The 25322-nt window shown below is 57.5% G+C and carries 27 protein-coding genes and 1 tRNA gene; 15 read left to right on the top strand and 13 right to left on the bottom strand.

Annotation, left to right across the window (positions count from 1 at the left end; translation table 11 throughout):
* Nucleotides 1–29: 29 nt before the first annotated feature.
* On the top strand, nucleotides 30–539 hold the full coding sequence (locus ACQUTP_RS20230) for a TRAP transporter small permease (protein ID WP_004205188.1): 510 nt from the start codon (nucleotides 30–32) through the stop codon (nucleotides 537–539).
* Nucleotides 532–1833, top strand: coding sequence for a TRAP transporter large permease (locus ACQUTP_RS20235; RefSeq protein ID WP_049004133.1), 1302 nt, complete (start codon nucleotides 532–534; stop codon nucleotides 1831–1833). Before ACQUTP_RS20230 ends, ACQUTP_RS20235 begins: the two co-directional genes overlap by 8 nt.
* 47 nt (nucleotides 1834–1880) lie before the next feature.
* Here the strand turns inward: ACQUTP_RS20235 and ACQUTP_RS20240 are convergent, their stop codons facing one another.
* The 3 genes from ACQUTP_RS20240 to trmB are packed head-to-tail and all read right to left on the bottom strand — an operon-like array spanning nucleotide 1881 to nucleotide 3696.
* On the bottom strand, nucleotides 1881–2600 hold the full coding sequence (locus ACQUTP_RS20240) for a DUF2884 domain-containing protein (protein WP_004205190.1): 720 nt from the start codon (nucleotides 2598–2600) through the stop codon (nucleotides 1881–1883).
* A 50-nt stretch (nucleotides 2601–2650) separates the two neighbouring features.
* The gene (locus ACQUTP_RS20245; protein ID WP_002916620.1) at nucleotides 2651–2977 is read right to left on the bottom strand and encodes a YggL family protein; all 327 of its coding nucleotides are present in this window, start codon (nucleotides 2975–2977) and stop codon (nucleotides 2651–2653) included.
* Nucleotides 2977–3696, bottom strand: coding sequence for a tRNA (guanosine(46)-N7)-methyltransferase TrmB (gene trmB / locus ACQUTP_RS20250; RefSeq protein WP_004205192.1), 720 nt, complete (start codon nucleotides 3694–3696; stop codon nucleotides 2977–2979). Before trmB ends, ACQUTP_RS20245 begins: the two co-directional genes overlap by 1 nt.
* A gap of 136 nt (nucleotides 3697–3832) precedes the next feature.
* Between trmB and mutY the strand changes: the two genes are divergently transcribed.
* The 4 genes from mutY (at nucleotide 3833) to ACQUTP_RS20270 (ending at nucleotide 7769) form a co-directional block, all read left to right on the top strand.
* Nucleotides 3833–4891: an A/G-specific adenine glycosylase gene (mutY, locus tag ACQUTP_RS20255; protein WP_017899765.1), complete on the top strand. Its 1059-nt coding sequence runs from the start codon at nucleotides 3833–3835 to the stop codon at nucleotides 4889–4891.
* 27 nt (nucleotides 4892–4918) lie between these two features.
* A complete protein-coding gene (locus ACQUTP_RS20260) occupies nucleotides 4919–5194 on the top strand; it encodes an oxidative damage protection protein (protein ID WP_004105744.1) in 276 nt (91 codons plus the stop codon).
* A gap of 48 nt (nucleotides 5195–5242) precedes the next feature.
* Complete coding sequence (gene mltC, locus ACQUTP_RS20265) at nucleotides 5243–6325, top strand: membrane-bound lytic murein transglycosylase MltC (protein ID WP_002916629.1); 1083 nt, start codon at nucleotides 5243–5245, stop codon at nucleotides 6323–6325.
* 190 nt (nucleotides 6326–6515) lie between these two features.
* Entirely contained in the window at nucleotides 6516–7769 is a 1254-nt protein-coding gene (locus ACQUTP_RS20270; protein WP_285755876.1) for a nucleoside permease, read from the top strand.
* Nucleotides 7770–7811: 42 nt separating this feature from the next.
* Here the strand turns inward: ACQUTP_RS20270 and ACQUTP_RS20275 are convergent, their stop codons facing one another.
* A complete protein-coding gene (locus ACQUTP_RS20275; RefSeq protein WP_017899763.1) occupies nucleotides 7812–9950 on the bottom strand; it encodes an ornithine decarboxylase in 2139 nt (712 codons plus the stop codon).
* Between the two features lie 419 nt (nucleotides 9951–10369).
* On the opposite strand from ACQUTP_RS20275, the gene ACQUTP_RS20280 reads away from it, so the two are divergent.
* From ACQUTP_RS20280 to ACQUTP_RS20295, 4 genes are all read left to right on the top strand, one after another.
* A complete protein-coding gene (locus ACQUTP_RS20280; RefSeq protein ID WP_004205197.1) occupies nucleotides 10370–11083 on the top strand; it encodes a DUF554 domain-containing protein in 714 nt (237 codons plus the stop codon).
* A gap of 105 nt (nucleotides 11084–11188) precedes the next feature.
* Nucleotides 11189–11264 (top strand) — tRNA-Phe (locus ACQUTP_RS20285).
* 559 nt (nucleotides 11265–11823) lie between these two features.
* Nucleotides 11824–13200, top strand: a complete 1377-nt coding sequence (locus tag ACQUTP_RS20290) for a pyridoxal-phosphate dependent enzyme (protein ID WP_072500772.1) — start codon at nucleotides 11824–11826, stop codon at nucleotides 13198–13200.
* Nucleotides 13201–13210: 10 nt separating this feature from the next.
* Nucleotides 13211–14359 (top strand): trans-sulfuration enzyme family protein, encoded by a 1149-nt coding sequence (locus ACQUTP_RS20295; protein WP_004205199.1) that lies wholly within the window; start codon nucleotides 13211–13213, stop codon nucleotides 14357–14359.
* Here the strand turns inward: ACQUTP_RS20295 and ACQUTP_RS20300 are convergent, their stop codons facing one another.
* Nucleotides 14360–15271 carry a LysR family transcriptional regulator gene (locus ACQUTP_RS20300; protein WP_080847466.1) on the bottom strand — a complete coding sequence of 304 codons (912 nt, stop codon included), beginning with the start codon at nucleotides 15269–15271 and terminating at the stop codon, nucleotides 14360–14362.
* A 97-nt stretch (nucleotides 15272–15368) separates the two neighbouring features.
* On the opposite strand from ACQUTP_RS20300, the gene ACQUTP_RS20305 reads away from it, so the two are divergent.
* The 3 genes from ACQUTP_RS20305 (at nucleotide 15369) to ACQUTP_RS20315 (ending at nucleotide 16790) form a co-directional block, all read left to right on the top strand.
* The gene (locus tag ACQUTP_RS20305; RefSeq protein WP_004205201.1) at nucleotides 15369–15971 is read left to right on the top strand and encodes a short chain dehydrogenase; all 603 of its coding nucleotides are present in this window, start codon (nucleotides 15369–15371) and stop codon (nucleotides 15969–15971) included.
* 86 nt (nucleotides 15972–16057) lie between these two features.
* Nucleotides 16058–16396 (top strand): hypothetical protein, encoded by a 339-nt coding sequence (locus tag ACQUTP_RS20310; RefSeq protein ID WP_032426102.1) that lies wholly within the window; start codon nucleotides 16058–16060, stop codon nucleotides 16394–16396.
* 205 nt (nucleotides 16397–16601) lie between these two features.
* Nucleotides 16602–16790, top strand: a complete 189-nt coding sequence (locus ACQUTP_RS20315) for a hypothetical protein (RefSeq protein ID WP_004205204.1) — start codon at nucleotides 16602–16604, stop codon at nucleotides 16788–16790.
* Nucleotides 16791–16985: 195 nt separating this feature from the next.
* On the opposite strand, the gene ACQUTP_RS20320 is transcribed toward ACQUTP_RS20315, so the two are convergent.
* The 3 genes from ACQUTP_RS20320 to ACQUTP_RS20330 form a co-directional block, all read right to left on the bottom strand.
* Nucleotides 16986–18167 carry a PLP-dependent aminotransferase family protein gene (locus tag ACQUTP_RS20320; protein WP_004205205.1) on the bottom strand — a complete coding sequence of 394 codons (1182 nt, stop codon included), beginning with the start codon at nucleotides 18165–18167 and terminating at the stop codon, nucleotides 16986–16988.
* A gap of 150 nt (nucleotides 18168–18317) precedes the next feature.
* The gene (gss, locus tag ACQUTP_RS20325) at nucleotides 18318–20183 is read right to left on the bottom strand and encodes a bifunctional glutathionylspermidine amidase/synthase (protein WP_004205206.1); all 1866 of its coding nucleotides are present in this window, start codon (nucleotides 20181–20183) and stop codon (nucleotides 18318–18320) included.
* A gap of 76 nt (nucleotides 20184–20259) precedes the next feature.
* The gene (locus ACQUTP_RS20330; protein WP_032426103.1) at nucleotides 20260–20367 is read right to left on the bottom strand and encodes a hypothetical protein; all 108 of its coding nucleotides are present in this window, start codon (nucleotides 20365–20367) and stop codon (nucleotides 20260–20262) included.
* Between the two features lie 34 nt (nucleotides 20368–20401).
* Here ACQUTP_RS20330 and ACQUTP_RS20335 point away from each other — a divergent pair, with 34 nt between their 5' ends.
* Complete coding sequence (locus ACQUTP_RS20335) at nucleotides 20402–20962, top strand: DsbA family protein (protein ID WP_004150918.1); 561 nt, start codon at nucleotides 20402–20404, stop codon at nucleotides 20960–20962.
* A gap of 47 nt (nucleotides 20963–21009) precedes the next feature.
* Complete coding sequence (yghU, locus tag ACQUTP_RS20340) at nucleotides 21010–21876, top strand: glutathione-dependent disulfide-bond oxidoreductase (RefSeq protein ID WP_002916742.1); 867 nt, start codon at nucleotides 21010–21012, stop codon at nucleotides 21874–21876.
* A gap of 35 nt (nucleotides 21877–21911) precedes the next feature.
* Here the strand turns inward: yghU and ACQUTP_RS20345 are convergent, their stop codons facing one another.
* The 5 genes from ACQUTP_RS20345 to exbB form a co-directional block, all read right to left on the bottom strand.
* A complete protein-coding gene (locus tag ACQUTP_RS20345) occupies nucleotides 21912–22199 on the bottom strand; it encodes a DUF2623 family protein (protein ID WP_004205207.1) in 288 nt (95 codons plus the stop codon).
* Between the two features lie 78 nt (nucleotides 22200–22277).
* On the bottom strand, nucleotides 22278–23165 hold the full coding sequence (gene yghX / locus ACQUTP_RS20350; protein WP_023319154.1) for a YghX family hydrolase: 888 nt from the start codon (nucleotides 23163–23165) through the stop codon (nucleotides 22278–22280).
* Nucleotides 23166–23286: 121 nt separating this feature from the next.
* Nucleotides 23287–23781: a TIGR00645 family protein gene (locus ACQUTP_RS20355; protein ID WP_004105804.1), complete on the bottom strand. Its 495-nt coding sequence runs from the start codon at nucleotides 23779–23781 to the stop codon at nucleotides 23287–23289.
* 140 nt (nucleotides 23782–23921) lie between these two features.
* The gene (gene exbD / locus ACQUTP_RS20360) at nucleotides 23922–24347 is read right to left on the bottom strand and encodes a TonB system transport protein ExbD (RefSeq protein ID WP_002916785.1); all 426 of its coding nucleotides are present in this window, start codon (nucleotides 24345–24347) and stop codon (nucleotides 23922–23924) included.
* A 6-nt stretch (nucleotides 24348–24353) separates the two neighbouring features.
* Complete coding sequence (exbB, locus tag ACQUTP_RS20365) at nucleotides 24354–25085, bottom strand: tol-pal system-associated acyl-CoA thioesterase (RefSeq protein ID WP_004174395.1); 732 nt, start codon at nucleotides 25083–25085, stop codon at nucleotides 24354–24356.
* Nucleotides 25086–25322 lie beyond the last annotated feature (237 nt).

Consider the following 25322-nt stretch of genomic DNA (forward strand, 5'->3'; position numbering starts at 1 on the left):
GCTGGCCCGTCTTCACCAGGAAATCAACGATGATACTTAACCGCATCAAGCTGGCGGTGGACCGCACCATCGCCGCCTTCTCTGTCGCTGTTATGATTGCGCTGGTTGTCTGCGTCGTCTGGCAGGTATTCAGCCGCTACGTGCTTAACCAGCCAAGCACCCTGACCGATGAGCTGGCGCGCTTCTTAATGATCTGGGTCGGGCTACTGGGCGCGGCCTACACCGTCGGCGCCCAGCGTCACCTGGCGATTGATTTACTCACCATGACGCTCTCTCCCCGCAGGCAGGCGCTGTTCAGCGTCATTATTAACCTGCTGATCCTGCTGTTTGCCGGCGCAGTGATTGTGACCGGCGGCGTAAAACTGATTGCAAAAACGCTGTCGACCGCCCAGGTCTCAGCCGCGATGCAGATCCCCATGGGCTACGTGTATCTGATCCTGCCGCTCACCGGCATCATGATGATGTTTTACGCATTGTGTTTTATCAATAACGGCCTGAAAAACATGAAACATGCAGAAGAAGGAGCAACTCATGGATAGCGCTATTGCACTGACGCTGTTTGGCGTTTTCTTTATTCTGGTTTTTATCGGCGTTCCCATCTCCTTCGCCATCGGTATCGCTACCGTTGGCTCGATGCTGCTGATGTTTCCCTGGGATATCGCGGTGATAACCGTGTCTCAACGCCTGGCGAACGGGCTTGATAACTTCGCGCTGCTGGCCATCCCCTTTTTTATCTTTGCCGGAACCCTGATGAACAGCGGCGGGATTGCAATACGCTTAATCAATCTGGCGCAGGTGATGGTTGGGCGAGTGCCCGGATCGCTGGGGCACGTTAACGTGCTGGCCAATATGATGTTCGGCTCGATTTCCGGTTCAGCCGTCGCGGCCGCCGCGGCGGTAGGCGGGACGCTGAATCCCATTCAGAGGCAAAAAGGCTACGATCCGACCTTTTCCACAGCGGTAAACGTTTCATCCTGCATCACGGGTCTGCTTATTCCGCCGTCAAACGTGCTGATCGTTTTTTCCCTGACCGCAGGCGGCGTCTCGGTCGCCTCGCTGTTTATGGCCGGTTATCTGCCGGGCATTCTGATGGGTCTGTCCATCATGCTGGTCTGCGGTTGCATCGCTAAACGCCGCGGCTATCCGGTTTCCGAACGGCCGACCTGTGCCCAGGCGGCAAAGGCTTTTTCCGACGCCCTACCCAGCCTGCTGCTGGTCATTATTGTGATGGGCGGGATCCTCGGCGGTATTTTCACCGCCACTGAGGCGTCCGCCATCGCCGTGGTCTACACCTTTATTCTCTCGGTGCTGATCTATCGTGAAGTCAAATGGCGCGATCTGCCGCAGCTGATTCTGGAGTCGGTGGTGACGACCTCTATCGTTCTGCTGCTGATTGGCTTTTCGGTCGGCATGTCGTGGGCGATGACCAATGCCGATATTCCCTACATGATAAGCGATGCGCTAATGGGGGTGTCGGAAAACCCAGTGGTGATCCTGCTGCTGATTAACATTGTGCTGCTAATCGTCGGCATTTTTATGGATATGACCCCAGCGGTGCTGATTTTCACGCCGATATTTCTGCCCATTGCTGAGGATTTGGGCATGAACCCGGTTCATTTCGGCATCATGATGGTCGCTAACCTGTGCATCGGCCTGCTGACCCCGCCGGTTGGCAGCGCGCTGTTTGTCGGCTGCTCCATTTCAGGGGTGAAAATTCAGCAGCTCATCAAACCGTTGCTGCCGTTCTACGCCGCCCTGCTGATCGCGCTGATGATGATTGTTTATATCCCGCCGATCTCGCTGTTTATTCCACAGCTGCTAGGGCTGATGTGATCGCCTGAGCGTCGTCGCTACCTGCGGGCGCAGGTAGCGAAATCAAGCTATTTTAACGAGCCAACCAGCGCTTTGCGGCTGTCCTCAAGGGAGACCACCCGGCTGCAGACGTCTTTACCAAACTGCTGGAAATCGGCCTCCTGGTTTTTCCACTCATCCTGGATAGCGGTTTGCAGACCGCCGAGGCTGCCGAGAATGCCCTGCAGCGGGTTGCCGCCGCCTTTGAGCACCGCTTTCGCCCCCATCTCGTTAATGCTGTCCTGCAAAATGCCGCCCATCGCCTGATTTACCAGCTGCTGGCCGTCGGCGCGCACCTGGTCGATGGCTTTATAGTGGAAGGTCAGGCCATCGCTGCGGCGCTCAATGATGCGGTTCATCTGTTCTTTCAGCTGCGCGTCCAGCTTGGTCAGACGACCGTGCATACTGCTATTGGCGCCGACCTGTTCGGTAATGATTTTATCCAGCGCCTTGCGGCCTTTTTCGACTCGCGAACGCGCGCCTTCGTCAATCCACGGCAGGCTGCTACGCAGACTGGCCTGGTAATCCTGCGCCTGTTCGCGCTGGGCGGCGCTGAGCGCATAAGCCTTGCCGTTAAAGGTCAGGTTGCCGTCCGGTTTGATCACCAGATTGCCGTTTTCCCCTTTCACCTGTACCTGCTGAGGGGTGAGGATCACATCGTCACGCGGCGTGACGCTACACTGGTAGTCCGCATGGGCAGACAAAGCGGTGACGGAGAGCGCCACCGCCAGCAGCGTTTTACGCATCATAAAACTCCCTTAAGACAAAACGGGCCGGCAGTTGCCGACCCTTGTCAAACTTAGTCCCACCAGACGTCAAAAAGTTCGCTGGTGCGCACATCCTCTAACTTACGCGCTTCCAGCCATTTGCGCACGATGGCCTGATGCTCTTCGGTGCATTTACCGATCTCCTGCATGCAGATCAGCCCCTCCCAGGAGAGATAGCCGCTGCCGTCAAAGGCCAGCTTGTTCGGCTCAATCACCTCTTCGATCAGATCGTTGACCGTCTGGTCGATCTGCTCTTCACTGGTCCCTTCCGGGAAACGCCAGGCGACGGAGAAGCCTAACTCCTGAAACTCGTCGATATGCATTTTTTTACGCAGACGACGGCTACGATTCTTGGCCATTATTTCACCCTCTCGAACATTAAGTCCCATACGCCGTGGCCGAGACGATGGCCACGCTGTTCAAATTTGGTTACCGGGCGCGATTCCGGGCGCGGTACGTAATCGTTGCTTGCCGACTGGTTACGATATCCTTCCAGCGAGGACATCACTTCCAGCATATGGACGGCATAGGCTTCCCAGTCGGTCGCCATATGGAAGACGCCGCCGAGCTTCAGTTTACTTTTCACCAGCTCGGCGAAAGGCGGCTGTACGATACGACGTTTATTATGGCGCGCTTTATGCCACGGGTCAGGGAAAAACAGCTGCACCATATTCAGCGAGTTATCCGGAATCATAGTGTGCAGCACTTCCACCGCATCGTGACACATCACGCGCAGGTTTTGCACACCTTCTTCTTCGGCCGAGGCCAGACAGGCGCCGACGCCCGGGGAGTGCACTTCGATGCCGAGGAAATTCTGTTCCGGTTTGGCTTTTGCCATCGCCACCAGCGAGGCGCCCATCCCGAAGCCAATTTCGAGGGTGACCGGCGCTTCGCGGCCAAACAGGGCGGCGAAATCGAGCGGCGCATCGTTGAATTCAACGCCCATCACCGGCCAAATGTTATCCAGCGCATGCTGCTGCCCTTTCGTCAGGCGGCCCTGGCGACGGACGAAGCTACGAATACGGCGCAGCGGGCGACCGTTTTCATCGAATTCCGGAGAAATGACGTCGTTTTTCATAAAAGTTTGGTCTGCTTGTGAATGTGTTCGGAAAACGGGCATTATCCAAAGTTACCCGGCGGATGCAAGGGTTTACAGCCACTCGCCCTTATGCTGCAATCTGCCCCCCTGTAATCGCGATCCCGGAGCCGTAGCTTTGACTTTTCTCGCCACGCAATTTTCAGCCCAGGTCCTGGACTGGTACGACAAATACGGGCGTAAAACCCTGCCCTGGCAAATCGCCAAGACGCCCTACAAAGTATGGCTCTCCGAAGTGATGTTGCAACAAACCCAGGTGACCACGGTTATCCCCTATTTTGAACGCTTTATGGCGCGTTTCCCTACGGTGGTCGATCTCGCCAACGCGCCGCTGGATGAAGTGCTGCATCTGTGGACCGGACTGGGTTATTACGCGCGGGCGCGCAACTTACACAAAGCGGCGCAGCAGGTGGCGACGCAGCACGGCGGCGAATTCCCGCAGACCTTTGACGAAGTGGCGGCGCTTCCCGGCGTCGGGCGCTCAACGGCGGGGGCCATCTTATCGCTTTCGCTCGGTCAGCATTATCCGATTCTCGACGGCAACGTGAAGCGCGTGCTCGCCCGCTGCTATGCTGTCAGCGGCTGGCCGGGGAAAAAAGAGGTGGAAAAACGGCTGTGGGAGATCAGCGAAGCGGTCACGCCGGCGAAGGGCGTGGAGCGCTTTAACCAGGCGATGATGGATCTCGGGGCGATGGTTTGCACCCGCTCGAAGCCGAAGTGCGAACTGTGCCCGCTGAGCAACGGCTGCGTGGCCTACGCCAATCATTCATGGGCAGAATATCCGGGCAAAAAACCGAAGCAGACCATTCCGGAACGCACCGGCTATTTTCTGCTGATGCAGCACGGTGACGAGGTGTTTCTCGCCCAACGTCCGCCGGTGGGTCTGTGGGGCGGATTGTTCTGTTTTCCGCAGTTTGCCGACGAAGCGGGCCTGCGCGAGTGGCTGGCACAGCGCCAGATTAAGGCCGATAATCTGACGCAGCTCACCGCTTTTCGCCACACTTTCAGCCATTTCCACCTGGATATTGTGCCGATGTGGCTTACAGTGCACTCATCTGGCGCATGCATGGATGAAGGCAACGCACTCTGGTATAACTTAGCGCAGCCGCCGTCGGTCGGTCTGGCGGCCCCCGTGGAGCGCTTGTTGCAACAGTTAAAAGCCGGAACGCCGGTATAAATTTTCGGCTATCAAAGAGGATTGATTATGAGCAGAACCATTTTTTGTACCTTCCTGCAGCGTGAAGCGGACGGCCAGGATTTTCAGCTGTATCCGGGCGAACTCGGGAAGCGCATTTACAACGAAATCTCCAAAGAAGCCTGGGCGCAGTGGCAGCACAAGCAGACCATGCTGATCAACGAGAAAAAGCTCAGCATGATGAACCCGGAGCACCGCAAGCTGCTGGAGCAGGAGATGGTGCAGTTCCTGTTTGAAGGGAAAGACGTGCACATCGAAGGCTATACGCCGCCGGAAAAACAGTAAGGGCCCTGCGGCCTTTTAAAAACAAACACAACACGCACGCCCGGAATGATGAAAAAATACTTAGCGCTCGCGCTGATTGCGCCGTTGCTCGTTTCGTGTTCCAGCTCCAATAAAAAAGGCGCCGAATACAACGAGGCCTGGGTCAAGGATACCAACGGTTTTGATATCCTGATGGGCCAGTTTGCCCACAACATCGAGAACATTTGGGGGTACAACGAAGTCCTGCTCGCCGGGCCGAAGGACTACGTCAAATACACCGACCAGTATCAAACCCGCAGCCACATCAACTTTGATGAAGGGACGATCACCGTCGAGACCATCGCCGGCACCGATCCGCGCGGACGACTGCGCCAGGCGATCGTCAAAACCCTGCTGATGGGCGATGACCCCAACTCCATCGACCTCTATTCCGATGTCGATGACATTCAGATCTCCAAAGAGCCGTTCCTCTATGGCCAGGTGGTGGATAACACCGGGGCATCGATTCGTTGGGAGTGGCGCGCCGCGCGCTTTGCCGACTATCTGCTGCAAACACGCCTGAAGAGCCGCAACAACGGCCTGCGCGTGGTCTACAGCATCACCATCAACCTGGTGCCGAACCACCTCGACAAACGTGCGCATAAATACCTCGGCATGGTGCGTCAGGCCTCGCGTAAGTATGGGGTTGATGAGTCGCTGATCCTCGCGATTATGCAGACCGAATCCTCCTTTAACCCTTATGCGGTCAGCCATGCCGACGCCATGGGGCTGATGCAGGTAGTCCAGCACAGCGCCGGCAGAGACGTCTTCCGTTCCCAGGGTAAATCGGGCCTGCCAAGCCGCAGCTATCTGTTCGACCCGGCGAATAACATTGACACCGGTACTGCCTACCTGGCGATGCTGAACAATGTCTACCTTGCTGGCATCGATAACCCCACCTCGCGTCGCTACGCGGTGATCACCGCCTATAACGGCGGCGCCGGCAGCGTGCTGCGGGTCTTCTCCAGCGATAAAGTCCAGGCGGCCAATATCATCAACAGCATGGCGCCAGGTGACGTCTACCAGACGCTGACCACCCGTCACCCGTCGGCGGAATCGCGCCGCTATCTGTATAAAGTTAACACGGCGCAGAAAAGCTACCGCCGTAAATAACCCCCTCCTGACACCGGCCTCAGCCACGCGCTGAGGCCGCTTTTTTTCTGCGCCATACTGTGGAATATCTTTCGGTTTTCTGCGGCAGTTAACAGAAGCCTTCAGCTGGTGAATGATAGAATCGCATCAAAATAACGGGATTAATGTTATTTTAAAAACATAACAAGCCCACATTCGTGAGGATAACTACATGAATCTTAAGCTGCAGCTCAAAATACTGTCGTTCCTGCAGTTCTGCCTTTGGGGGAGCTGGCTCACCACGCTTGGCTCATACATGTTTGTCACGCTGAAGTTTGATGGCGCGGCTATCGGCGCAGTATATAGCTCGCTCGGTATCGCCGCGGTGTTGATGCCGACGCTGCTCGGCATCGTCGCCGATAAGTGGATCAGCGCCAAATGGGTGTATGCCGCTTGCCATCTGGTGGGCGCGCTGACGCTGTATCTGGCGGCGCAGGTCACCACGCCGGGCGAGATGTTCCTTGTGATCCTCCTCAACTCGCTGGCCTATATGCCGACGCTGGGGCTGATTAACACAATCTCTTACTACCGCCTGCAGTCGGCGGGGCTGGATATCGTCACCGATTTCCCGCCGATCCGGATCTGGGGCACCATCGGCTTTATCTTCGCCATGTGGGGCGTAAGCTTCTCCGGCTTCGAACTGAGCCATATGCAGCTGTACATTGGCGCGACGCTGTCGGTCCTGCTGACGCTGTTCACCCTGACGCTGCCGACGATCCCGGTGGCTAACGCCCAGCGTAATCAAAGCTGGACGGAGATGCTGGGGCTTAACGCTTTTGCGCTGTTTAAAAACAAGCGCATGGCAATCTTCTTTATCTTCTCGATGATGCTAGGCGCCGAGCTGCAAATCACCAACATGTTCGGTAATACCTTCCTGCACAGCTTCGATAAAGATCCGCTGTTTGCCGGCAGCTTTATCGTCGAACACGCCTCGGTGCTGATGTCGATATCGCAGATCTCCGAGACGCTGTTTATCCTGACCATTCCGTTCTTCCTCAGCCGCTACGGCATTAAGAACGTGATGCTTATCAGTATCGTGGCGTGGATGCTGCGCTTCGGCCTGTTCGCCTTCGGCGATCCGACACCGTTCGGCACCGTGCTACTGGTGCTGTCGATGATCGTCTACGGCTGCGCTTTCGACTTCTTCAACATCTCTGGTTCAGTGTTCGTGGAGAAAGAGGTGCGTCCGGAAATCCGCGCCAGCGCCCAGGGCATGTTCCTGATGATGACCAACGGCTTCGGCTGTATTCTCGGTGGCATGGTGAGCGGCAAAGTGGTGGAGTACTTTACCGTCGAAGGGATCACTAACTGGCAGAGCGTGTGGCTGATTTTCGCCGGCTATTCGCTGGTGCTGGCTTTTGCCTTCGTGGCGCTGTTCAAATACAAACACGTCAGACAACCGACCGCCGCGCAGCAGAGCGCGTGATCGTCAAAAGCAAAACGCCCCGCCGGTTCAGCGGGGCATTTTTTATCCCTTCAGCACGTAGCCATACAGCCGCTTAATGCCGTCCGAATCCGTCTCACTATATACCCCCTGCAGCTCCGGCGAGAAGCCCGGCAGCATATTAACCCCCTCTTCCAGCGCAAGGAAATAGCGCAGTACAGCGCCACCCCAGACCTCACCGGGCACCACGCATAATACCCCCGGCGGATACGGCAGCGCCCCTTCCGCCGCGACGCGGCCCTCCGCCTCGCTCAGACGCACCAGCTCCACGTCGCCGCGGATAAATTCGCGGTTGGCATCCTGGGGATTCATCACCACCCGCGGGAAGCTCCGTTTACGGAACATCTCTTTTTGCAGGCTCTTCACGTCAAAGCTGACGTACAGATCGTGCATCTCCTGGCACAGTTCGCGCAGGGTATAGTCGCGATAACGCACCGGATATTTGTTATAGATGGTCGGCAACACATCGGCCAGCGGCGTATCCGCTTCAATATGCTGTTCAAACTGCCCCAGCATCGCCACCAGCTGCGCCATTTTTTCGGCGCTTTCCGCCGGCGTCAGCAGGAACAGAATCGAGTTGAGATCGCACTTCTCAGGCACGATGCCGTTTTCCCGCAGGTAATGCGCCAGAATGGTCGCCGGGATGCCGAACTCACTGTACTCTCCGCTCTCCGCGTCGATGCCCGGGGTGGTCAACAACAGCTTGCACGGGTCGACAAAATACTGGTCGTCGGCATAGCCCTCGAAGCCATGCCAGCGCGCGCCCGGTTCGAAGCTGAAGAAACGGCGCTCCCGGGCGATCGCCTCAGTCGGGTGATCCTGCCACGGGCGCCCCGCCACTATCGGCGGAATAAAAGGCTGGATCATCTTGCAATTGGCGATGATCGCTTTGCGCGCCTCGATGCCCAGCGCCACGCATTCGGCCCACAGGCGGCGGCCGCTCTCGCCTTCGTGGATTTTGGCGTTGACGTCCAGTGCGGCGAACAGCGGATAAAACGGGCTGGTAGAGGCATGCAGCATAAAGGCGTTATTCAGCCGCTTGTGCGGACAGAAGCGCGCCTGGCCGCGCAGATGGTTATCCTTTTTATGGATCTGCGACGTCTGCGAGAAACCGGCCTGCTGCTTGTGAACGGACTGGGTGACAAAAATGCCCGGATCGTCCGGGGTCAGCTCCAGCAGCAGCGGCGAACAGTCGGCCATCATCGGGATAAACTGCTCATAGCCCACCCACGCCGAGTCGAACAGGATGTAATCGCAGAGGTGGCCGATTTTATCGACCACCTGGCGGGCGTTATAGACCGTGCCGTCATAGGTTCCGAGCTGGATCACCGCCAGACGAAACGGGCGAGAGGCCGTGGCTTTCTCTGGCGCCGCTTCACGGATGAGATCCCGCAGGTAGCGCTCATCAAAGCAGCGCTCGTCAATACCGCCGATAAAGCCGAACGGATTGCGCGCGGCTTCAAGATAGACAGGCGTCGCTCCCGCCTGAATCAGCGCCCCGTGATGGTTTGACTTGTGGTTGTTGCGATCGAACAGCACCAGATCGCCGCGGGTCAACAGCGCGTTGGTCACGACTTTGTTGGCCGCCGAGGTGCCGTTAAGGACGAAGTAGGTTTTATCCGCATTAAAGACCTTCGCGGCGAACTTCTGCGCGTGCTTGGCCGACCCTTCGTGGATCAGCAGATCGCCTAATTTTACGTCGGCGTTACACATATCGGCGCGAAAGACGTTTTCGCCAAAAAAGTCATAGAACTGGCGGCCTGCGGGATGCTTTTTGAAAAAGGCCCCGTGCTGGTGTCCCGGACAGGCAAAGGTGCTGTTATCCATTTCGACGTACTGGGTCAGCGTATTGAAAAACGGCGGCAGCAGACGCGCTTCATAATCGCAGGCCGCCGCTTCCAGCTCCAGCCACTCCTGATCTTTACCGGCGATCACCGCCTGTACCCCCTCCGGCTTATCGACCGCCGTCTCGCTCAGCAGGTAGACCGGCAGGTTAAATCCGCTACGCCTGAGGAGGGCGAGGATGCCGCTGCGACTGTCCGCCGCGGTGATGACGACTGCCGCCACATCGGTAAAATCGGTACTGTCCAGCGCCACAACGCGACGGTGGGTGGACAAGCGGGTGACCAGCTCGCAGCTGGCGGCAATGTGCATGGATTTCATAAGCGCAAATGCCCGTATCGGGAGTGTAAAAATCTCAGGCAAGGGAAACCTTGCCCAACGATGTGTCCGGGTCTGACGGATTCAGCTCCGACCGCCGGACATCAGTAAAAGCAGACGCGTCCGATCTTACTGTTGCCCTACAGTGAGCATACGTGTCCTTCACCGCATGGTGAACAGAGGGGTAAGCGTAGCAAGATGAGGCAGCCCACGCATCTGTGCGCGGCGTCGCTGGCGAGGTAATGGCAGTGTCGTCATCGGCGGCCTCATATCAGGGAGGAGAAAATTCGCGCAATCATGGCACCTTTCCCCGACAGGCGCAAGATGAAAACCGTATGCACTTATATCACGGATACACAAGCTTTCACGGCGGGTTAACGTCATAATCATTCGGTTATCAGGGATATTTAACAGGAGTCAGCGTGGTTACAGGACCTTTTATTAATGCCAGCGCGGTGCTGGTCGGCGGCGTGTTAGGCGCCTTACTCAGCCAGCGGTTGCCGGAACGGATCCGCACATCCATGACCTCAATTTTTGGTCTGGCGTCATTAGGCATCGGCATTTTACTGGTGATCAAATGCGCCAATTTGCCGGTGATGGTGCTGTCGACCCTGGTGGGAACGCTGCTCGGCGAAATTTGTAATATGGAAAAAGGGATTAATACGCTGGTCAGTCAGCTCCAGCAGTTGCTGACGCCGAAGGGTAAGAAAAAAGCCTCGGCTCATGACTCCTATATTCAGAGCTATGTGGCGATTATCGTCCTGTTCTGCGCCAGCGGCACCGGCGTCTTCGGCGCCATGCGCGAAGGGATGACCGGCGACGCCAGCATTCTGATTGCCAAAGCGTTTCTCGATTTTTTCACCGCCACCATTTTCGCTTGTACCCTGGGCATTGCCGTCGCCGCCATCAGCGTACCGATGCTACTTATCCAGCTGACCCTCGCGGCCTGCGCGGCGATCATTATGCCGCTCACCACGCCGATGATGCTGGCGGATTTCAGCGCCGTCGGCGGTATGCTGCTGGTGGCCACCGGGCTGCGCATCTGCGGAATAAAAATGTTTGCCGTGGTGAATATGCTGCCTGCGCTGGTGCTGGCGATGCCGATCTCAGCGGCCTGGACGCTGTTTTTTGCCTGAAGACGCGTGCTTTTAGCGCAATGTGGTGATAGATTGTTCAGTCTGCTGCAAAACAGATAAATTTCGTTGACGAGGCGCGGCGATTACGGTTTAATGCGCCCCGTTGCCCGGATAGCTCAGTCGGTAGAGCAGGGGATTGAAAATCCCCGTGTCCTTGGTTCGATTCCGAGTCCGGGCACCACTATTTAAAGAACCCAGCCTATGGCTGGGTTTTTGCTTTTCTGTAGCCGGACTCTCCATCGAACTGCGTTCGATTATTCGCCGCACAGCGGCTCACCCCTTCGGGGCCAGCGCGACACGCGCGCTGTTCAACGCCTGCGGCGTTAGTCCGAGTCCGGCACCACTATTTAAAGAACCCGCCCACAAGGCGGGTTTTTGCTCTTCTGTAGCCGGACTCTTCATCGAACATCGCTAACCCGTGATTTCTCTGCTGCACTTTTCTCCTGGTGAGCCAGCTGCCACTTAACGGCCAGCGCAGACCGCCTCTCCCCATAGAATCTTTTCGCAAATACATTTTCAAATATCAGATAACCCGCTGATTCAAATCGCCATTCTGTCGTTAAAAGCGGCTAAAAACGCCCTTTTCTGGCAATCGATCCGCCCAGGCGGCTACCCTGCTTTCCCTCCGGATGGCTGAACAGCATCTTATATTCCATTTTGCGCTAAATGACAGATAAATGTTCTTTAAATTACCGATTTCACAGACCTACCATGCAAAAATATCTTAAACGAGTGGGTAAATGGTTATGTCACTGTTTCATTCCGTGAGCGACCTGATCGGTCATACTCCCCTGCTCCAGTTGCACAAACTGGATACCGGGCCCTGCAGTCTGTTTTTAAAACTGGAAAATCAGAACCCGGGCGGATCAATTAAAGATCGGGTTGCGCTGTCGATGATTAACGAAGCCGAGCGCCAGGGCAAACTGGCGCCCGGCGGGACAATTATCGAAGCCACTGCCGGCAATACCGGCCTCGGCCTGGCGCTGATCGCGGCGCAGAAAAATTACCGCCTGATCCTGGTGGTGCCGGACAAAATGAGCCGCGAGAAAATCTTTCACCTGCGGGCGCTGGGCGCGACGGTGCTGCTCACCCGTTCCGACGTCAATAAAGGTCATCCGGCCTATTACCAGGATTATGCCCGCCGCCTTGCCGATGAAACGCCGGGGGCTTTTTATATCGATCAGTTTAACAACGACGCTAATCCGCTGGCGCACGCGACCTCCACCGCGCCGGAACTTTTCCAGCAGCTGGAGGGCGACATCGACGCCATCGTCGTCGGCGTTGGCTCTGGCGGCACGCTGGGCGGGCTTCAGGCCTGGTTTGCAGAACACTCGCCGAAAACGGAATTTATCCTCGCCGATCCGGCGGGCTCGATCCTTGCCGATCAGGTTGATACCGGACGCTACGGCGAAACGGGATCCTGGCTGGTCGAAGGGATTGGAGAAGATTTCATCCCGCCGCTGGCCAGGCTGGAGGGGGTGCATACCGCCTATCGCGTCAGCGACCGCGAAGCGTTCCACACCGCGCGCCAGCTGCTGCAGGTCGAGGGTGTGCTGGCCGGATCCTCCACCGGCACCCTGCTCAGCGCCGCACTGCGCTACTGCCGGGCGCAAAGCCGTCCGAAGCGGGTGGTGACCTTCGCCTGCGACAGCGGCAATAAATACCTGTCAAAAATGTTCAACGACGACTGGATGCGCCAGCAAGGGCTGATCGCCCGCCCCGAACAGGGCGATCTCAGTGATTTTATCGCCCTGCGCCATGACGAAGGCGCTACCGTCACGGCCGCGCCGGACGACACCCTGGCCGCGGTCTTTACCCGCATGCGGCTGTATGACATCTCCCAGCTGCCGGTTCTGGAGGATGGCCGCGTGGTCGGCATCGTCGATGAGTGGGATTTGATCCGCCACGTACAGGGCGATCGCCAACGCTTCTCCCTGCCGGTCAGCGAAGCGATGAGCCGCCATGTTGAAACTCTCGATAAGCGTGCGCCAGAGAGCGAACTGCAGGCCATTCTCGATCGCGGTCTGGTGGCGGTGATCGCTGACAACGCGCGTTTTCTTGGCCTGGTCACCCGCAGCGATGTACTGACCGCCTGGCGTAACCAAGTAGCACAATAAGGAATTTTTTATGTCATCTATCCACACCCTGAGCGTACATAGCGGAACCTTCACCGACAGCCACGGCGCAGTGATGCCGCCTATTTATGCCACCTCCACTTTCGCTCAGCCGGCGCCGGGGCAGCATACCGGCTATGAATATTCCCGCAGCGGGAATCCTACCCGCCATGCGCTGGAGACGGCGATCGCCGACCTGGAAAACGGTACGCGCGGCTACGCGTTCGCCTCCGGGCTGGCCGCCATCGCCACCGTGCTGGAGCTGCTGGATAAGGACAGTCACCTGGTGGCGGTCGATGATGTGTATGGCGGCACTTACCGCCTGCTGGAAAACGTACGCCGCCGTAGCGCTGGTCTGCAGGTGAGCTGGGTGAAACCCGACGACCTGGCGGGAATTGAAGCGGCGATCCGCCCCGATACGCGCATGATCTGGGTGGAAACGCCCACCAACCCGCTGCTGAAGCTGGCGGATCTCAGCGCTATCGCCGCTATCGCGCGCCGCCATAACCTGATCAGCGTCGCCGATAACACTTTCGCCTCGCCGGCGATCCATCGCCCGCTGGAGCACGGGTTTGATATTGTGGTCCACTCCGCGACTAAGTACCTCAATGGCCATTCCGATGTCGTCGCCGGCCTGGCGGTGGTCGGCGATAACGCCGCGCTCGCGGAGAAGCTTGGCTACCTGCAGAATGCGGTAGGCGGCGTACTCGACCCGTTCAGCAGCTTCCTGACGCTACGCGGCATCCGCACCCTGGCGCTGCGGATGGAGCGCCACAGCGCGAACGCGCTGCAGCTCGCCGAATGGCTGGAACAGCAGCCGGAGGTAGAGCGAGTCTGGTTCCCCTGGCTGGCCTCGCACCCGCACCATCAGCTGGCGCGCCGGCAAATGGCCCTGCCCGGCGGCATGATTTCGGTAGTGGTGAAAGGCGATGACGGTTACGCCGAACGCATCATCAGCAAGCTGCGCTGGTTCACCCTTGCGGAGAGTCTGGGCGGCGTCGAGAGCCTGGTGAGCCAGCCCTTCAGCATGACCCATGCCTCGATCCCGCTGGAGAAGCGCCTGGCGAACGGAATCACGCCGCAGCTGATCCGCCTGTCGGTCGGGATCGAAGATCCTCACGATCTGATTGCCGACTGGCAGCAGGCGCTTCGGGAGGAGTGATTATTCCGACGCGCAGGTCGTCGCCAGCGCGTCAGGCATTCCCTGCTGAAGGTGGGCGATAAACTGCGTCAACTTCGGCAGGGGCCGGAGATCCTGGCGCCAGAGCAGATGCACGGGCCTCGGCTGTGGGGTCCACGCCTCCAGCACCCGTACCAGGCTGCCGCTGGCCAGCGCATCGGCCAGCAGCACCTCCGGCTGCATCAGCAGCCCAGCCCCGGCGATCGCCGCCTGGCGCAGCGCATAGCCATCGTTACAGCGCAAAACCGCATCGCGCTTCCAGCGCACTTCTCCCTCTACGCCCGGCAGCCGCCACTCGTTGCGGGCGGTCCAGACCGTATGGGACAGACAGAGATGATCGGCGAGATCTTCCGGCCTCCCTGGCATTCCGTAACGCGCCAGATAAGCCGGCGCGGCGCAGATCACCATCCGATACGGCGCCAGGTAGCGAGCCACCAGATCCTCCTGATGGATCTCGCCAATGCGGATCGCCAGATCGAACCCCTCATCCACCAGATCGACCATCCGGTTAGTCAGATCCAGTTCCACCCGGACCGCTGGCCAGGCCTGCAGAAAGGTGGCGGTCAGGGGCGCGATCACGCTGGCGCCGAACGAGGTGGGCGCGCTCACCCGCAGGGTGCCGGCCGGCGCCAGCCGCAGCCGCTCAACGGCGCTTTCGGCGATGGAGACCTGCTCCATCACCCGTTTCGCTTCGTCAAAATAGACCCGCCCGGCGTCGGTGAGGCTCTGGCGTCGGGTGTTACGCTCCAGCAGGCGCGTCGCCAGCTGGGTTTCCAGCTGGGCGATATATTTCCCGACCATCACCGCCGACAGCCCCAGGCGCGACGCCGCCCCGGTAAAGCTGCCGCACTCCACCACGGCAATAAACGTCTCCATCCCTCGCAGCTTATCCATATTGCTAACCTCTGGTTAGTAATGTTCTAACTTTTAGCCAGTTTATCCGATATCCGTTTTATTAAAGAATAGCCTCTCACCTCATCAGGAGTCTGCCATGAAAATTATCGTTATCGGTGCCAGCGGCACCATTGGTCGCGCGGTCAGCGAAGAACTGAGCCAGAGACATGACGTTATCCGCGTCGGCCGCACCCGGGGGGATTATCAGGTGGATATCACCTCGCAGGAGAGCGTCGAGGCGCTGTTTGCGCAGACCGGCGAAGTAGACGCCATCGTCTCCACCACCGGTAATCTACACTTTGGGCCGTTAAGCACCATGACCGACAGCCAGTTCAACCTCGGTCTGCAGGACAAACTGCTGGGGCAAATTCGCCTGGCGCTGGTCGGCCAGCATTTCCTGGGCGACGGGGGGTCGATTACTCTGGTCAGCGGTATTGTCGCGCAGGAACCCATTGCTCAGGGGGTCAATGCCACGACGGTCAACGCCGGTCTGGAAGGCTTTGTCCGCGCCGCCGCCTGCGAACTACCGCGCGGGATCCGCATCAATCTCATCAGCCCCACCGTGCTCAGCGAGTCGCTGGCGGCCTACGGCGACTTTTTCCCGGGCTTTGCCAGCGTTCCCGCCGCCGCCGTAGCACAGGCCTATCGCCGCAGCATTGAAGGGGTGCAAACCGGCCGCATCTACCCGGTCGGCTACTAGCCTGTGCCGGCCCGCCGGGGCCGGCGCTTACATCAGGCCGTCGTTGCAGGTACACTGACGGCTGATTGTCTCCGGCCGAAAAACTGATGTTGAAAAAATTATCCTTAATTATCCCGCTGCTGGCGCTTACCGTGCTGCTGGTCTGGTGGTTCACTCCGCATTACACCGAGGAAGACGAAGCTTACTACCGGGCGGTATTTTGCGTGATCGATCATGACGACAGCCGCCAGTTCCTCCACGATATGCAAAACATCGTCGAGGGGGGGAATTCTGACTACGCGCTGCATAAAGCACATTACCTGCCGGCGCTGGGGCAGCGGATGCTGGACACCTGGCATCAGCTCAGCCCGCAGGAACAGCAGGCGCTGCGTCAGGACCAGCAGCGCTGTGGCGAGATATTACGAGCAAAACAGCAGGGTAAATAATCCCGGCGGGCTGGCGAAACCGCAGCCCGTCACAGCGCCCGATAAGATCCCGCTGTTGACGAGCCGATCGCTGTCACAAAATCCTCCTCTATCACCGAGCCACAGGAGGACGTTTTTTTCTGCAGTCGTATACGATAAAAAGTAGTTGATCAGGTACGAACTAACTCTTATTTTGCTTCTCAGTTTTCAAAATGAGATAAAACTGATGCCTGTCATTATTGCCAGTAGTGTTAAAGAAGCCAAAGCGTTAATTAACGGTGGGGAATACAGGGAAATTATTCTTAACTTCGATATTGATGCCGATGACTTTTTCTCTCTCGCCAGCCATTCGGCTGGGACAAAAATCTCCATCTCCGACCGAAACGATCGTTCTCCGGTAAAATCAGCAAAATAATTAACCCGTGAGGGACATCTATGTGGTTGTTTATTGGTACCTTTGCGGTAGCTTTTCTCGCAGCGCTGATGTTGGTCTGGCTGGATGATCGCATCGTCGATACGGAGTGATTCCAGCGCTGAACGCTAGCGTCACTCCCTCTCGCTATTGAAGCGAAGAGGATGCGCCGCCGGTAAGCGGCGCACAGCAGGGCCGTTACAGGGAGGCCGCCAGCCGCTCAACGGCGGTCAGCAGCCCGGCTTCCGACACCGTTGAGTAGGAAAGACGCAGGGTACGGGTATCCGGATTATCGTGATAAAACGCTTCTCCCGGAACGTACACCACGCCGTTTTCCAGCGTTTTCTTCATCCATTCCATGGTATCGAACGGATAGCGGAAACGCGCCCACAGGAACATCCCCCCCTGCGGGCGGCTGAATTCCAGGTGCTCGCCAAGGCGGCTTTCCAGCGCATCGGCCAGCGCCACGCACTTCTTGCGATAGTCTTCGCGAATCAACGCAATCTGGTTATCCAGCCGGTTCAGACTGAGGTATTCCGCGGTGATCACCTGCGACAGCATATTGGTATGCAGATCCGCCGCCTGCTTCACGATCACCGTCTGCTGCGCCAGCCAGTCCGGCATGACGATCCAGCCGATACGCATCCCCGGCGCGAGGATCTTTGAAAACGTCGAGGTGTAAACCACTTGATCTTCACAGCCCAGCTCAACAGCGTGCTGATAGAGCGGGCGTCGCACGGCGTCTGTAAAGCTAATTTCGCCGTAGGGATCGTCTTCCAGAATGACGAAATCATATTTTTTCGCCAGCTCAACCAACCGGCGACGACGCGCCTCGCTCAGCGTTTTGCCGCCGGGATTGCCGAACGTCGGCACCAGGTAGACGGCTTTGACGCGGGTGGTCTCCAGCAGGTCGGCCAACTGCTCCACCAGCATCCCATCATCATCGGTATCGACGCTGAGAATATTGGCCTGCGCCAGCTGAAACACCTGCAGCGCCGCCAGATAGGTGGGTCGCTCAACGACGATAGTATCGCCTGGATCGAGCAGCGTGCGGGCAACGATATCCAGCGATTGCTGGGAGCCGGAGGTGATATAGACCTGAGCGGCTGAACAGGTCACGCCACGGGAGTGGCAGATTTCACTCACCGCCTGACGCAGCGGCGGGTAGCCTTCCGTCAGACCGTACTGAAATGCGTCATGAAAACGCTCGCTCATCACCTTCTGCACCGCCAGCTCCAGGCCTTCGGTATCAAACAGTTCCGGTGCCGGAATGCCGCCGCCAAGCGAGATCACGCCCGGCAGTTTACTGTGCTTGAGAAGTTCGCGGACGGCGGAGGGCTTGAGTTCACCCGCGCGGGCGGCGAGACGCCGATCGTGCATACTATTTTCCTTTTCTGTCTTGTTGTTGTGTTAATTATCTTGGCTTTGTTGCAGGTGTTCCCCGGCGGCGCTTACCAGTCCGGGCTATCCTTGTTCGTGTCTCTGCGCTCTCCCCGGACAGGGCAGGAGCCGCTATCCGGGGTCAGCACGTCACGCTTTGTCTTTCAATACGATCAGCGGCTCTATGTCGCTCTCTTTTTTCACCACCAGCGACGAATCGCCGCGCAGGCAGGTACCGCCGTAGTTACCGCCGACGGTAAAGGTGCACACCTGGATATACTTGCCATCCACTTTCGGCAGGCACCACAGCTGCTGGTAGATATTCTTGCGATCGACAAACTGGCCGCTGGTCTTATCCAGAACCTCATCCTGAGGCCCGATCAGGTCGATATTGTTCCCGCAGCGTCCGGAAATGGGCTTCACGGCATAGCCGGTTTTCGCCAGCTCGTCGTTAACCACAAAATCGGTATCAAGCAGATAGCGATGATGCGGGAACAGCGACCACAGCACCGGCAGGATCGCTTTGTTGCCCGGGATCACCGTCCACAGGGGTTCGAATACCAATACTTCAGGACGCAGCAGGACGTCAATCAGTCGCACCTCATTCTGCGGATGCCCGGTACGAATCGGCACCGCCGCGTACTCATCGGCGCTGACTTCGCGCACCTGCTCAATGGCGGTTTCCCATGCCCAGGTTTTCCAGACGCAGTTGACCAGCCGCCCGTCGGCGTCGATCAGCTGGCCGGCCGCATCCCAGCGCAGTTCATCGAGGCCAAAGAGAATTTTGCTCTCGAAACCGGCCTGGGTCAGCGAACGCTGGATAAACTTCGCGTGGTAATTCTCTTCCAGATCCTTGTCCTGCATGATGTGCACGAAAGGCCGCGCCCGGCTGTGTTTCCACGCTCCCGCCAGCTCATCGAGCAGACCTTCCGCCGGATTGTGACCAGTGCCATAGTAGCCCTGCTTCAACCACTGCTCGAGGATCAGCCCGCCTTCGGTATGGCAGGAGGCGGAGTCGGCATTGTACTCGTATACCTTCAGCCCGCGCTCGTCCATGCAAAAATCCATGCGCCCGGTGATCATATGATGACGCCGGCGCTGCCAGGAGAGACGCAGACGCGGCCAGAGGATTTTCGGGATATCGAACAGCGCCAGCAGGTTATCATCCTTCATCACCTTATCGGTGGCGTGCAGATACATCAGGTGCAGCTCGTTGGTGGCTTTAATCAGCTCCTGTTCGGCGCTTTCGCTGATAGTGAAATACTGATAAGGATCCTGATTGATAAAATGGCCGTTGGCCGCCACGTAGGCTTTCTGCAGCGGATCTTTCTCGTTCAGCCATTTGCCGCGGAACTGGCCGTTGTTCGGCAGCCGCGCGCCCTTGATCGCCATCGCCTCACCCGGCAGTACCGGCTGCGGCAGGCTGTGTTCGGTATCGGCGGTCTGGATCATCCAGCCTAAAATTTCGGTATCGGCAAAGGTATCTTTGATGGTGTACCGGCCGGCGTTGACCTCGAGGGTCAGCTCGCGGGTCCACTGCTGGCCCTGCGGCAGCGGCGAGTGAATGACGTTCTGCTCGGCGATACGCACCTTATTGCCGACAAGCTGGGTGATCACCGCGACATGGCCGGTGTGCTTGAACTCGCCGCCCTTCTGCCAGATCAGCAGCGAACCAGCGATCGGCGGACGACGGGAGCCGTTGGCGAAGGCCTGAAGCGGGAGAATGTTGTCATTGACCACTTCGCGCAGAAAGCGCAGGGAGAAGATTTCATAGGCCATCCCCACATCGGTAAAGACAAACCCGTAGGTCAGGAACAGAAAGCGGCGCGCAAACTCCACGCACTGCCATTTATGCCCCATATACTCATTGCCGATGTAGCTGCGAAACGTCGCGTCATCCGGATAATCCTGTGGATTTAAGCTACTGTAATTCGATGAATAAATCGCTACGCCGCCGGGCGCGTAGCCTAACAATGTCCCAAACGGGGCGTCACTGCTTGTCGATCCTTTGCTCATTTAGCCTGACCTCAAATTAATGCAGCCCGGGCAGTTGGCGAAACAAAACTCCCTCTTCTTATCCTGCCGCAGGCACTTACCAGACAGAGGTGTAACGATGATACCACTCATTCGTTTCGCTAATCGTGCCGTTAAGGAAAATAACCCTGCAGCCGGAAGCAGAAGTGATATCGTTATCGGTGATATAACAAAAAACAACGCAACATCAGGAGTCGACAATGAGCACACCCTCGCATCTGAATGCCCAACCGCTGGTCTGGGGACACGGCCCGCGGACGTTTGAGGTGTTCCTTGAGCCCACCTGCCCCTACTCTGTCCGCGCGTTTAATAAACTCGACGATCTGCTCGATGAGGTCGGCGCCGATAACGTCACCATCAAGATACGGCTGCAATCGCAGCCGTGGCATCTGTTCTCTGGGGTGATTGTCCGCTGCATCCTCGCCGCGTCCACCCTGCCGCATGGCAGAGAGCAGGCGCATAAGGTGATGCAGGCCGTGGCAGACCATCGGGAAGAGTTTGAGTTTACCGATCACTGCAGCGGGCCGAACATGAACGCCACCCCGCAGCAAATCATTGAACGCATTGAGCGCTACAGTCACGTGCTGCTGGGGGCCGCCTTTGCCCGCCCGGAGCTGCAGGACGTGATCAAATGGCACAGTAAATATGCCCGCCAGAACGGCATCCATGTCTCGCCGACCTTTATGGTCAATGGCCTGGTGCAGCCGGATCTGGGCAGCGGCGATGATGTCAGCGTGTGGGCCGCGCGGATTATGGCCTGAGGTCACCTGCTACACTTTTTGTACATCCACGAAAAAGGCAAACCAGCATGTCAGAGCAAAACTACCAGCCACCAAAAGTGTGGGAATGGAAGCAAAACAGCGGCGGCGCGTTCGCCAACATCAACCGTCCCGTTTCCGGCGCGACGCATGAACGCGTCCTGCCGGTGGGAACCCATCCGCTCCAGCTATACTCACTCGGCACGCCCAACGGCCAGAAGGTGACGATCATGCTGGAGGAGCTGCTGGCGTTAGGCGTCAGCGGCGCGGAGTACGACGCCTGGCTGATACGCATTGGCGAAGGGGATCAGTTTTCCAGCGGCTTTGTCGAGATCAACCCGAACTCGAAGATCCCGGCGCTGAGCGACCATTCCACCACGCCGCCGACCCGGGTATTTGAGTCCGGCAACATTCTTCTCTATCTGGCGGAAAAATTTGGTTTCTTCCTGCCGAAAGATCCTGCCGGTCGCACTGAAACCCTTAACTGGCTGTTCTGGCTGCAGGGCGCGGCGCCGTTCCTCGGCGGCGGCTTCGGCCACTTCTATAACTATGCGCCAGTGAAGATCGAGTACGCGATCGACCGCTTTACGATGGAAGCCAAACGCCAGCTCGACGTGCTGGACAAACAGCTCGCCCGCGGTCGCTATGTAGCCGGCGAGGAGTACACCATCGCCGATATGGCTGTCTGGCCGTGGTACGGCAACGTCGTGCTGGGCAATGTCTATAACGCAGCGGAGTTTCTCGACGCCGGGAGCTATAAAAACGTGCTGCGCTGGGCGCAGGATGTGGGCAACCGCCCGGCGGTCAAGCGGGGACGCATCGTGAACCGCACCAACGGCCCGCTCAATGAGCAGCTGCATGAGCGCCACGACGCCCGCGACTTTGACACCCAAACGGAAGATAAGCGCCAGGCGTAACGCTCTGACCCACCGGAGGCAACCGCCTCCGGTTGTTAGCTTTCCAGCCGATAGCCCGCCATAAAGTAGCGCATCGCGGTCGAGGAACCACTCTCTTTGAAGAAGTCCATCACCATATCTCTGTCAAGGCCATAGCGACGGGTCAGGATCCCCGCCTCCCACGCGCTGAGCTGGCGGTCGCCGGTTTTTTCAAACATGCGGTGCGAGTAACCAAGCACAAACCCGCGTTTATAGTCGGCGCAAAAATTCGCCGCATGCGCGGCGGTATCAGCATAGGATGCCTGTAGCCCCGCCATTAAGCCTTTGCCAAAATGATTTTCCATCAAGCTCTCCCAATCGTTATATAATAAATTATATAGCGTTTTTTTGAGCGAGCGGTAGTGCTATTTATGACGTTTGCGTTAGCGTAAATACTTATCAAACCATGCCAGCGTGCGTTGCCAGGCCAGATCAGCCGCAGCCCGATCGTAGCGCGGCGTAGAATCATTATGAAAGCCGTGATTCACGCCCTGATAGAGATAGGCCTCGTAGACTTTATGGTGTTCCTTCAACGCCTGTTCATAGGCAGGCCAGCCTTCATTAATGCCGCTATCGAGGCCGGCATAGTGCAACAGCAGCGGCGCTTTAATTTTATCGACCTCCTTCAGCGGCGGCTGGCGGCCGTAAAACGGCACCGCGCAGGCCAGCTCTGGAATGGCGACCGCCGCCGCGTTGCTGACGCCGCCGCCGTAACAAAAACCGGTGATACCGACCTTCCCCGTCGCCTGCGGATGCTTCGCCATAAACGCGACCGCCGCAAAAAAATCATTCATCAGCTTCACGGGATCGACTTTCTGCTGGAGCGCGCGGCCTTCATCATCATTCCCCGGATAGCCGCCGACGGAGCTCAGGCCATCCGGCGCCAGCGCGATATACCCCGCTTTCGCTACCCGCCGGGCGACGTCTTCAATATAGGGATTCAGGCCGCGGTTCTCATGTACCACCACAACGGCGGGCGCTTTATCGGCTATTTTCGTCGGCGTCACCAGGTAAGCCCGCACTTCGCCGTGGCCGTCAGGAGAGGGATAATGAATATACTCCGGGCGGATATCCGGGTCGGTGAACGGTACCTGCTCTGCCAGGGCATAGTCGGGCTTCAGCAGATTAAACAGCGCCAGCGCGGTCATCCCGCCGACGGCATATTTCCCCGCCAGCTGGAGAAACTCGCGTTTGCTGATTTTACCGTGGGCATAGTAGTCATAATACTCGAGCAGCTGCTGCGGGAAATCTTTGGCCGTTAATCGCGTCATCACCCTGCCTCCATTGTTTATCGCCTTTTAAGCAAAGCAGAAGCCCGGACATACGCCAGCGCAGTAAAGCAGAAACGGGGAGAAAAAAGCCCGGCAGCTGCCACCGCCGGGAGAGAAGGGATTAGTGTTTCACTTTGGTCAGACGATCGAGGTAGCCCATCACAAAGGCCGACAGCACGAAGGTCAGGTGGATAATCACGTACCACATCAGCTTATTGTCCGGGACGTTTTTCGCATCCATAAACACCCGCAGCAGGTGAATAGAGGAGATCGCCACGATGGAGGCGGCAACCTTATTTTTCAGCGAAGTCGCGTCCATTTTGCCCAGCCAACTGAGTTTTTCTTTACCCTCGTTAATATCCAGCTGCGAGACAAAATTTTCATATCCAGAGAACATCACCATCACCAGCAAACCGCCCACCAGGGTCATATCCACCAGCGACAGCAGGGTCAGAATCATATCCGACTCACTGACGCTAAAAATATGCGGCAGTATGTGGAAGATCTCCTGAAAAAATTTGATGGTCAGCGCAATCAGACCGAGCGAGAGGCCAAAATAAACCGGCGCCAGCAGCCAGCGCGAGGCGTACATAGCATTTTCCAGAAAGCGTTCCATAAGATCCTGTCAGTTAACAAAAAGAAGCGACATTATATCCCAGACAGATAACGTGATGGCAACGCCAGGCCAACACTTCGCTGGCAGACGACAATAAAAAAGGCCGGCGCGCGGCCAGCCTTTTCAGGAAAAGCATCGGGTTATTTGGCTTTGACGGTCTCTTCGCCCACCAGCCCGATCTTGAGATATCCCGCCTGATGCAGGGTATCCATCACTTTCATCATCGTCTCGTAATCGACGGTTTTATCCGCGCGGAAGAAGACGGTGGTATCTTTTTTGCCGGCGGTCAGGCTATCCAGGGCGTTAATCATATTCGCTTCGGTCACCGGGTCGTTGCCGAGGAACATGCTCTTATCCGCCTTCACCGACAGGTAGATAGGTTTTTCCGGTCGCGGTTGCGGCTGGCTGGAGGAGGCCGGCAGATTCACCTTCACGTCGACCGTCGCCAGCGGCGCGGCCACCATAAAGATAATCAGCAGAACCAGCATGACGTCGATAAACGGCGTCACGTTGATCTCATGCATTTCGCCGTTATCGTCCAGATTTTCATTAAGACGCATCGCCATAGCCGATCAACCTACCCGTAATTTCTGCGCGCTGCGCACCGGCTTCACGCCGCTGGCGCTGAGGTCCAGGTCGCGGCTTTGCAGCAGGAGTACCTGAGCGGCGACGTCACCGAGCGAGGCCTTATAGCTGCCGATCATGCGGGCGAAGATGTTATAGATGACCACCGCCGGGATGGCGGCGAACAGGCCGATGGCCGTCGCCAGCAGCGCTTCCGCGATGCCCGGCGCCACCACCGCAAGGTTGGTGGTCTGGGTCTGAGCGATGCCGATAAAGCTGTTCATGATGCCCCAGACGGTCCCGAACAGGCCAACGAACGGCGAAATGGCGCCGATGGTGGCCAGGTAGCCGTTGCCGCGCCCCATATGGCGACCGACGGCCGCGACGCGGCGCTCAAGGCGGAAACCGGTTCGTTCCTTGATGCCTTCATTGTCTTCGGCGCCGGCGGAGAGTTCGAGTTCGTTCTGCGCTTCATTGATAAGCTGGGTGGTGAGGCTTTTCGCCTCAAAGGCGCTGGCGATATCGCTGGCCTGATCGAGAGAGCGGGCTTCCGCCAGCTGCTGCTGTTCGCGTTTGAGGCGACGCTTACTGGCGAGGATTTCCGCCCCTTTGCCGAAGAAGATGGCCCAGGTGACGACTGACGCCAGAATCAGGCCAATCATCACCACCTTAACGACAATATCAGCATGATGATACATACCCCAAACGGAGAGATCCGCCTGCATCAAATTATTACCCACGCTCTATCTCCACGACGATAATCACAAAATCTGCCCTCAATAATATCAAAACGACATCGAATTGATAGTGGTTCTCATTAGTATTTACACTGTGCAGCAAATCACGTTTCTTTTCCTTGCGCTTACGCAGTAAAAAAGTGGCTAACCGCGGGCCTGGTAAAATTTTCGCCTGTATCGGCAGCGCGCTGGTACAGAAAAGAAGAATCATGCTAGTTTAGACGTCCAGACGTATAAAAA

The organism is Klebsiella sp. 2-CIP_Kleb., assembly GCF_050378715.1.
Classification (GTDB): Bacteria; Pseudomonadota; Gammaproteobacteria; order Enterobacterales; family Enterobacteriaceae; genus Klebsiella; species Klebsiella quasipneumoniae.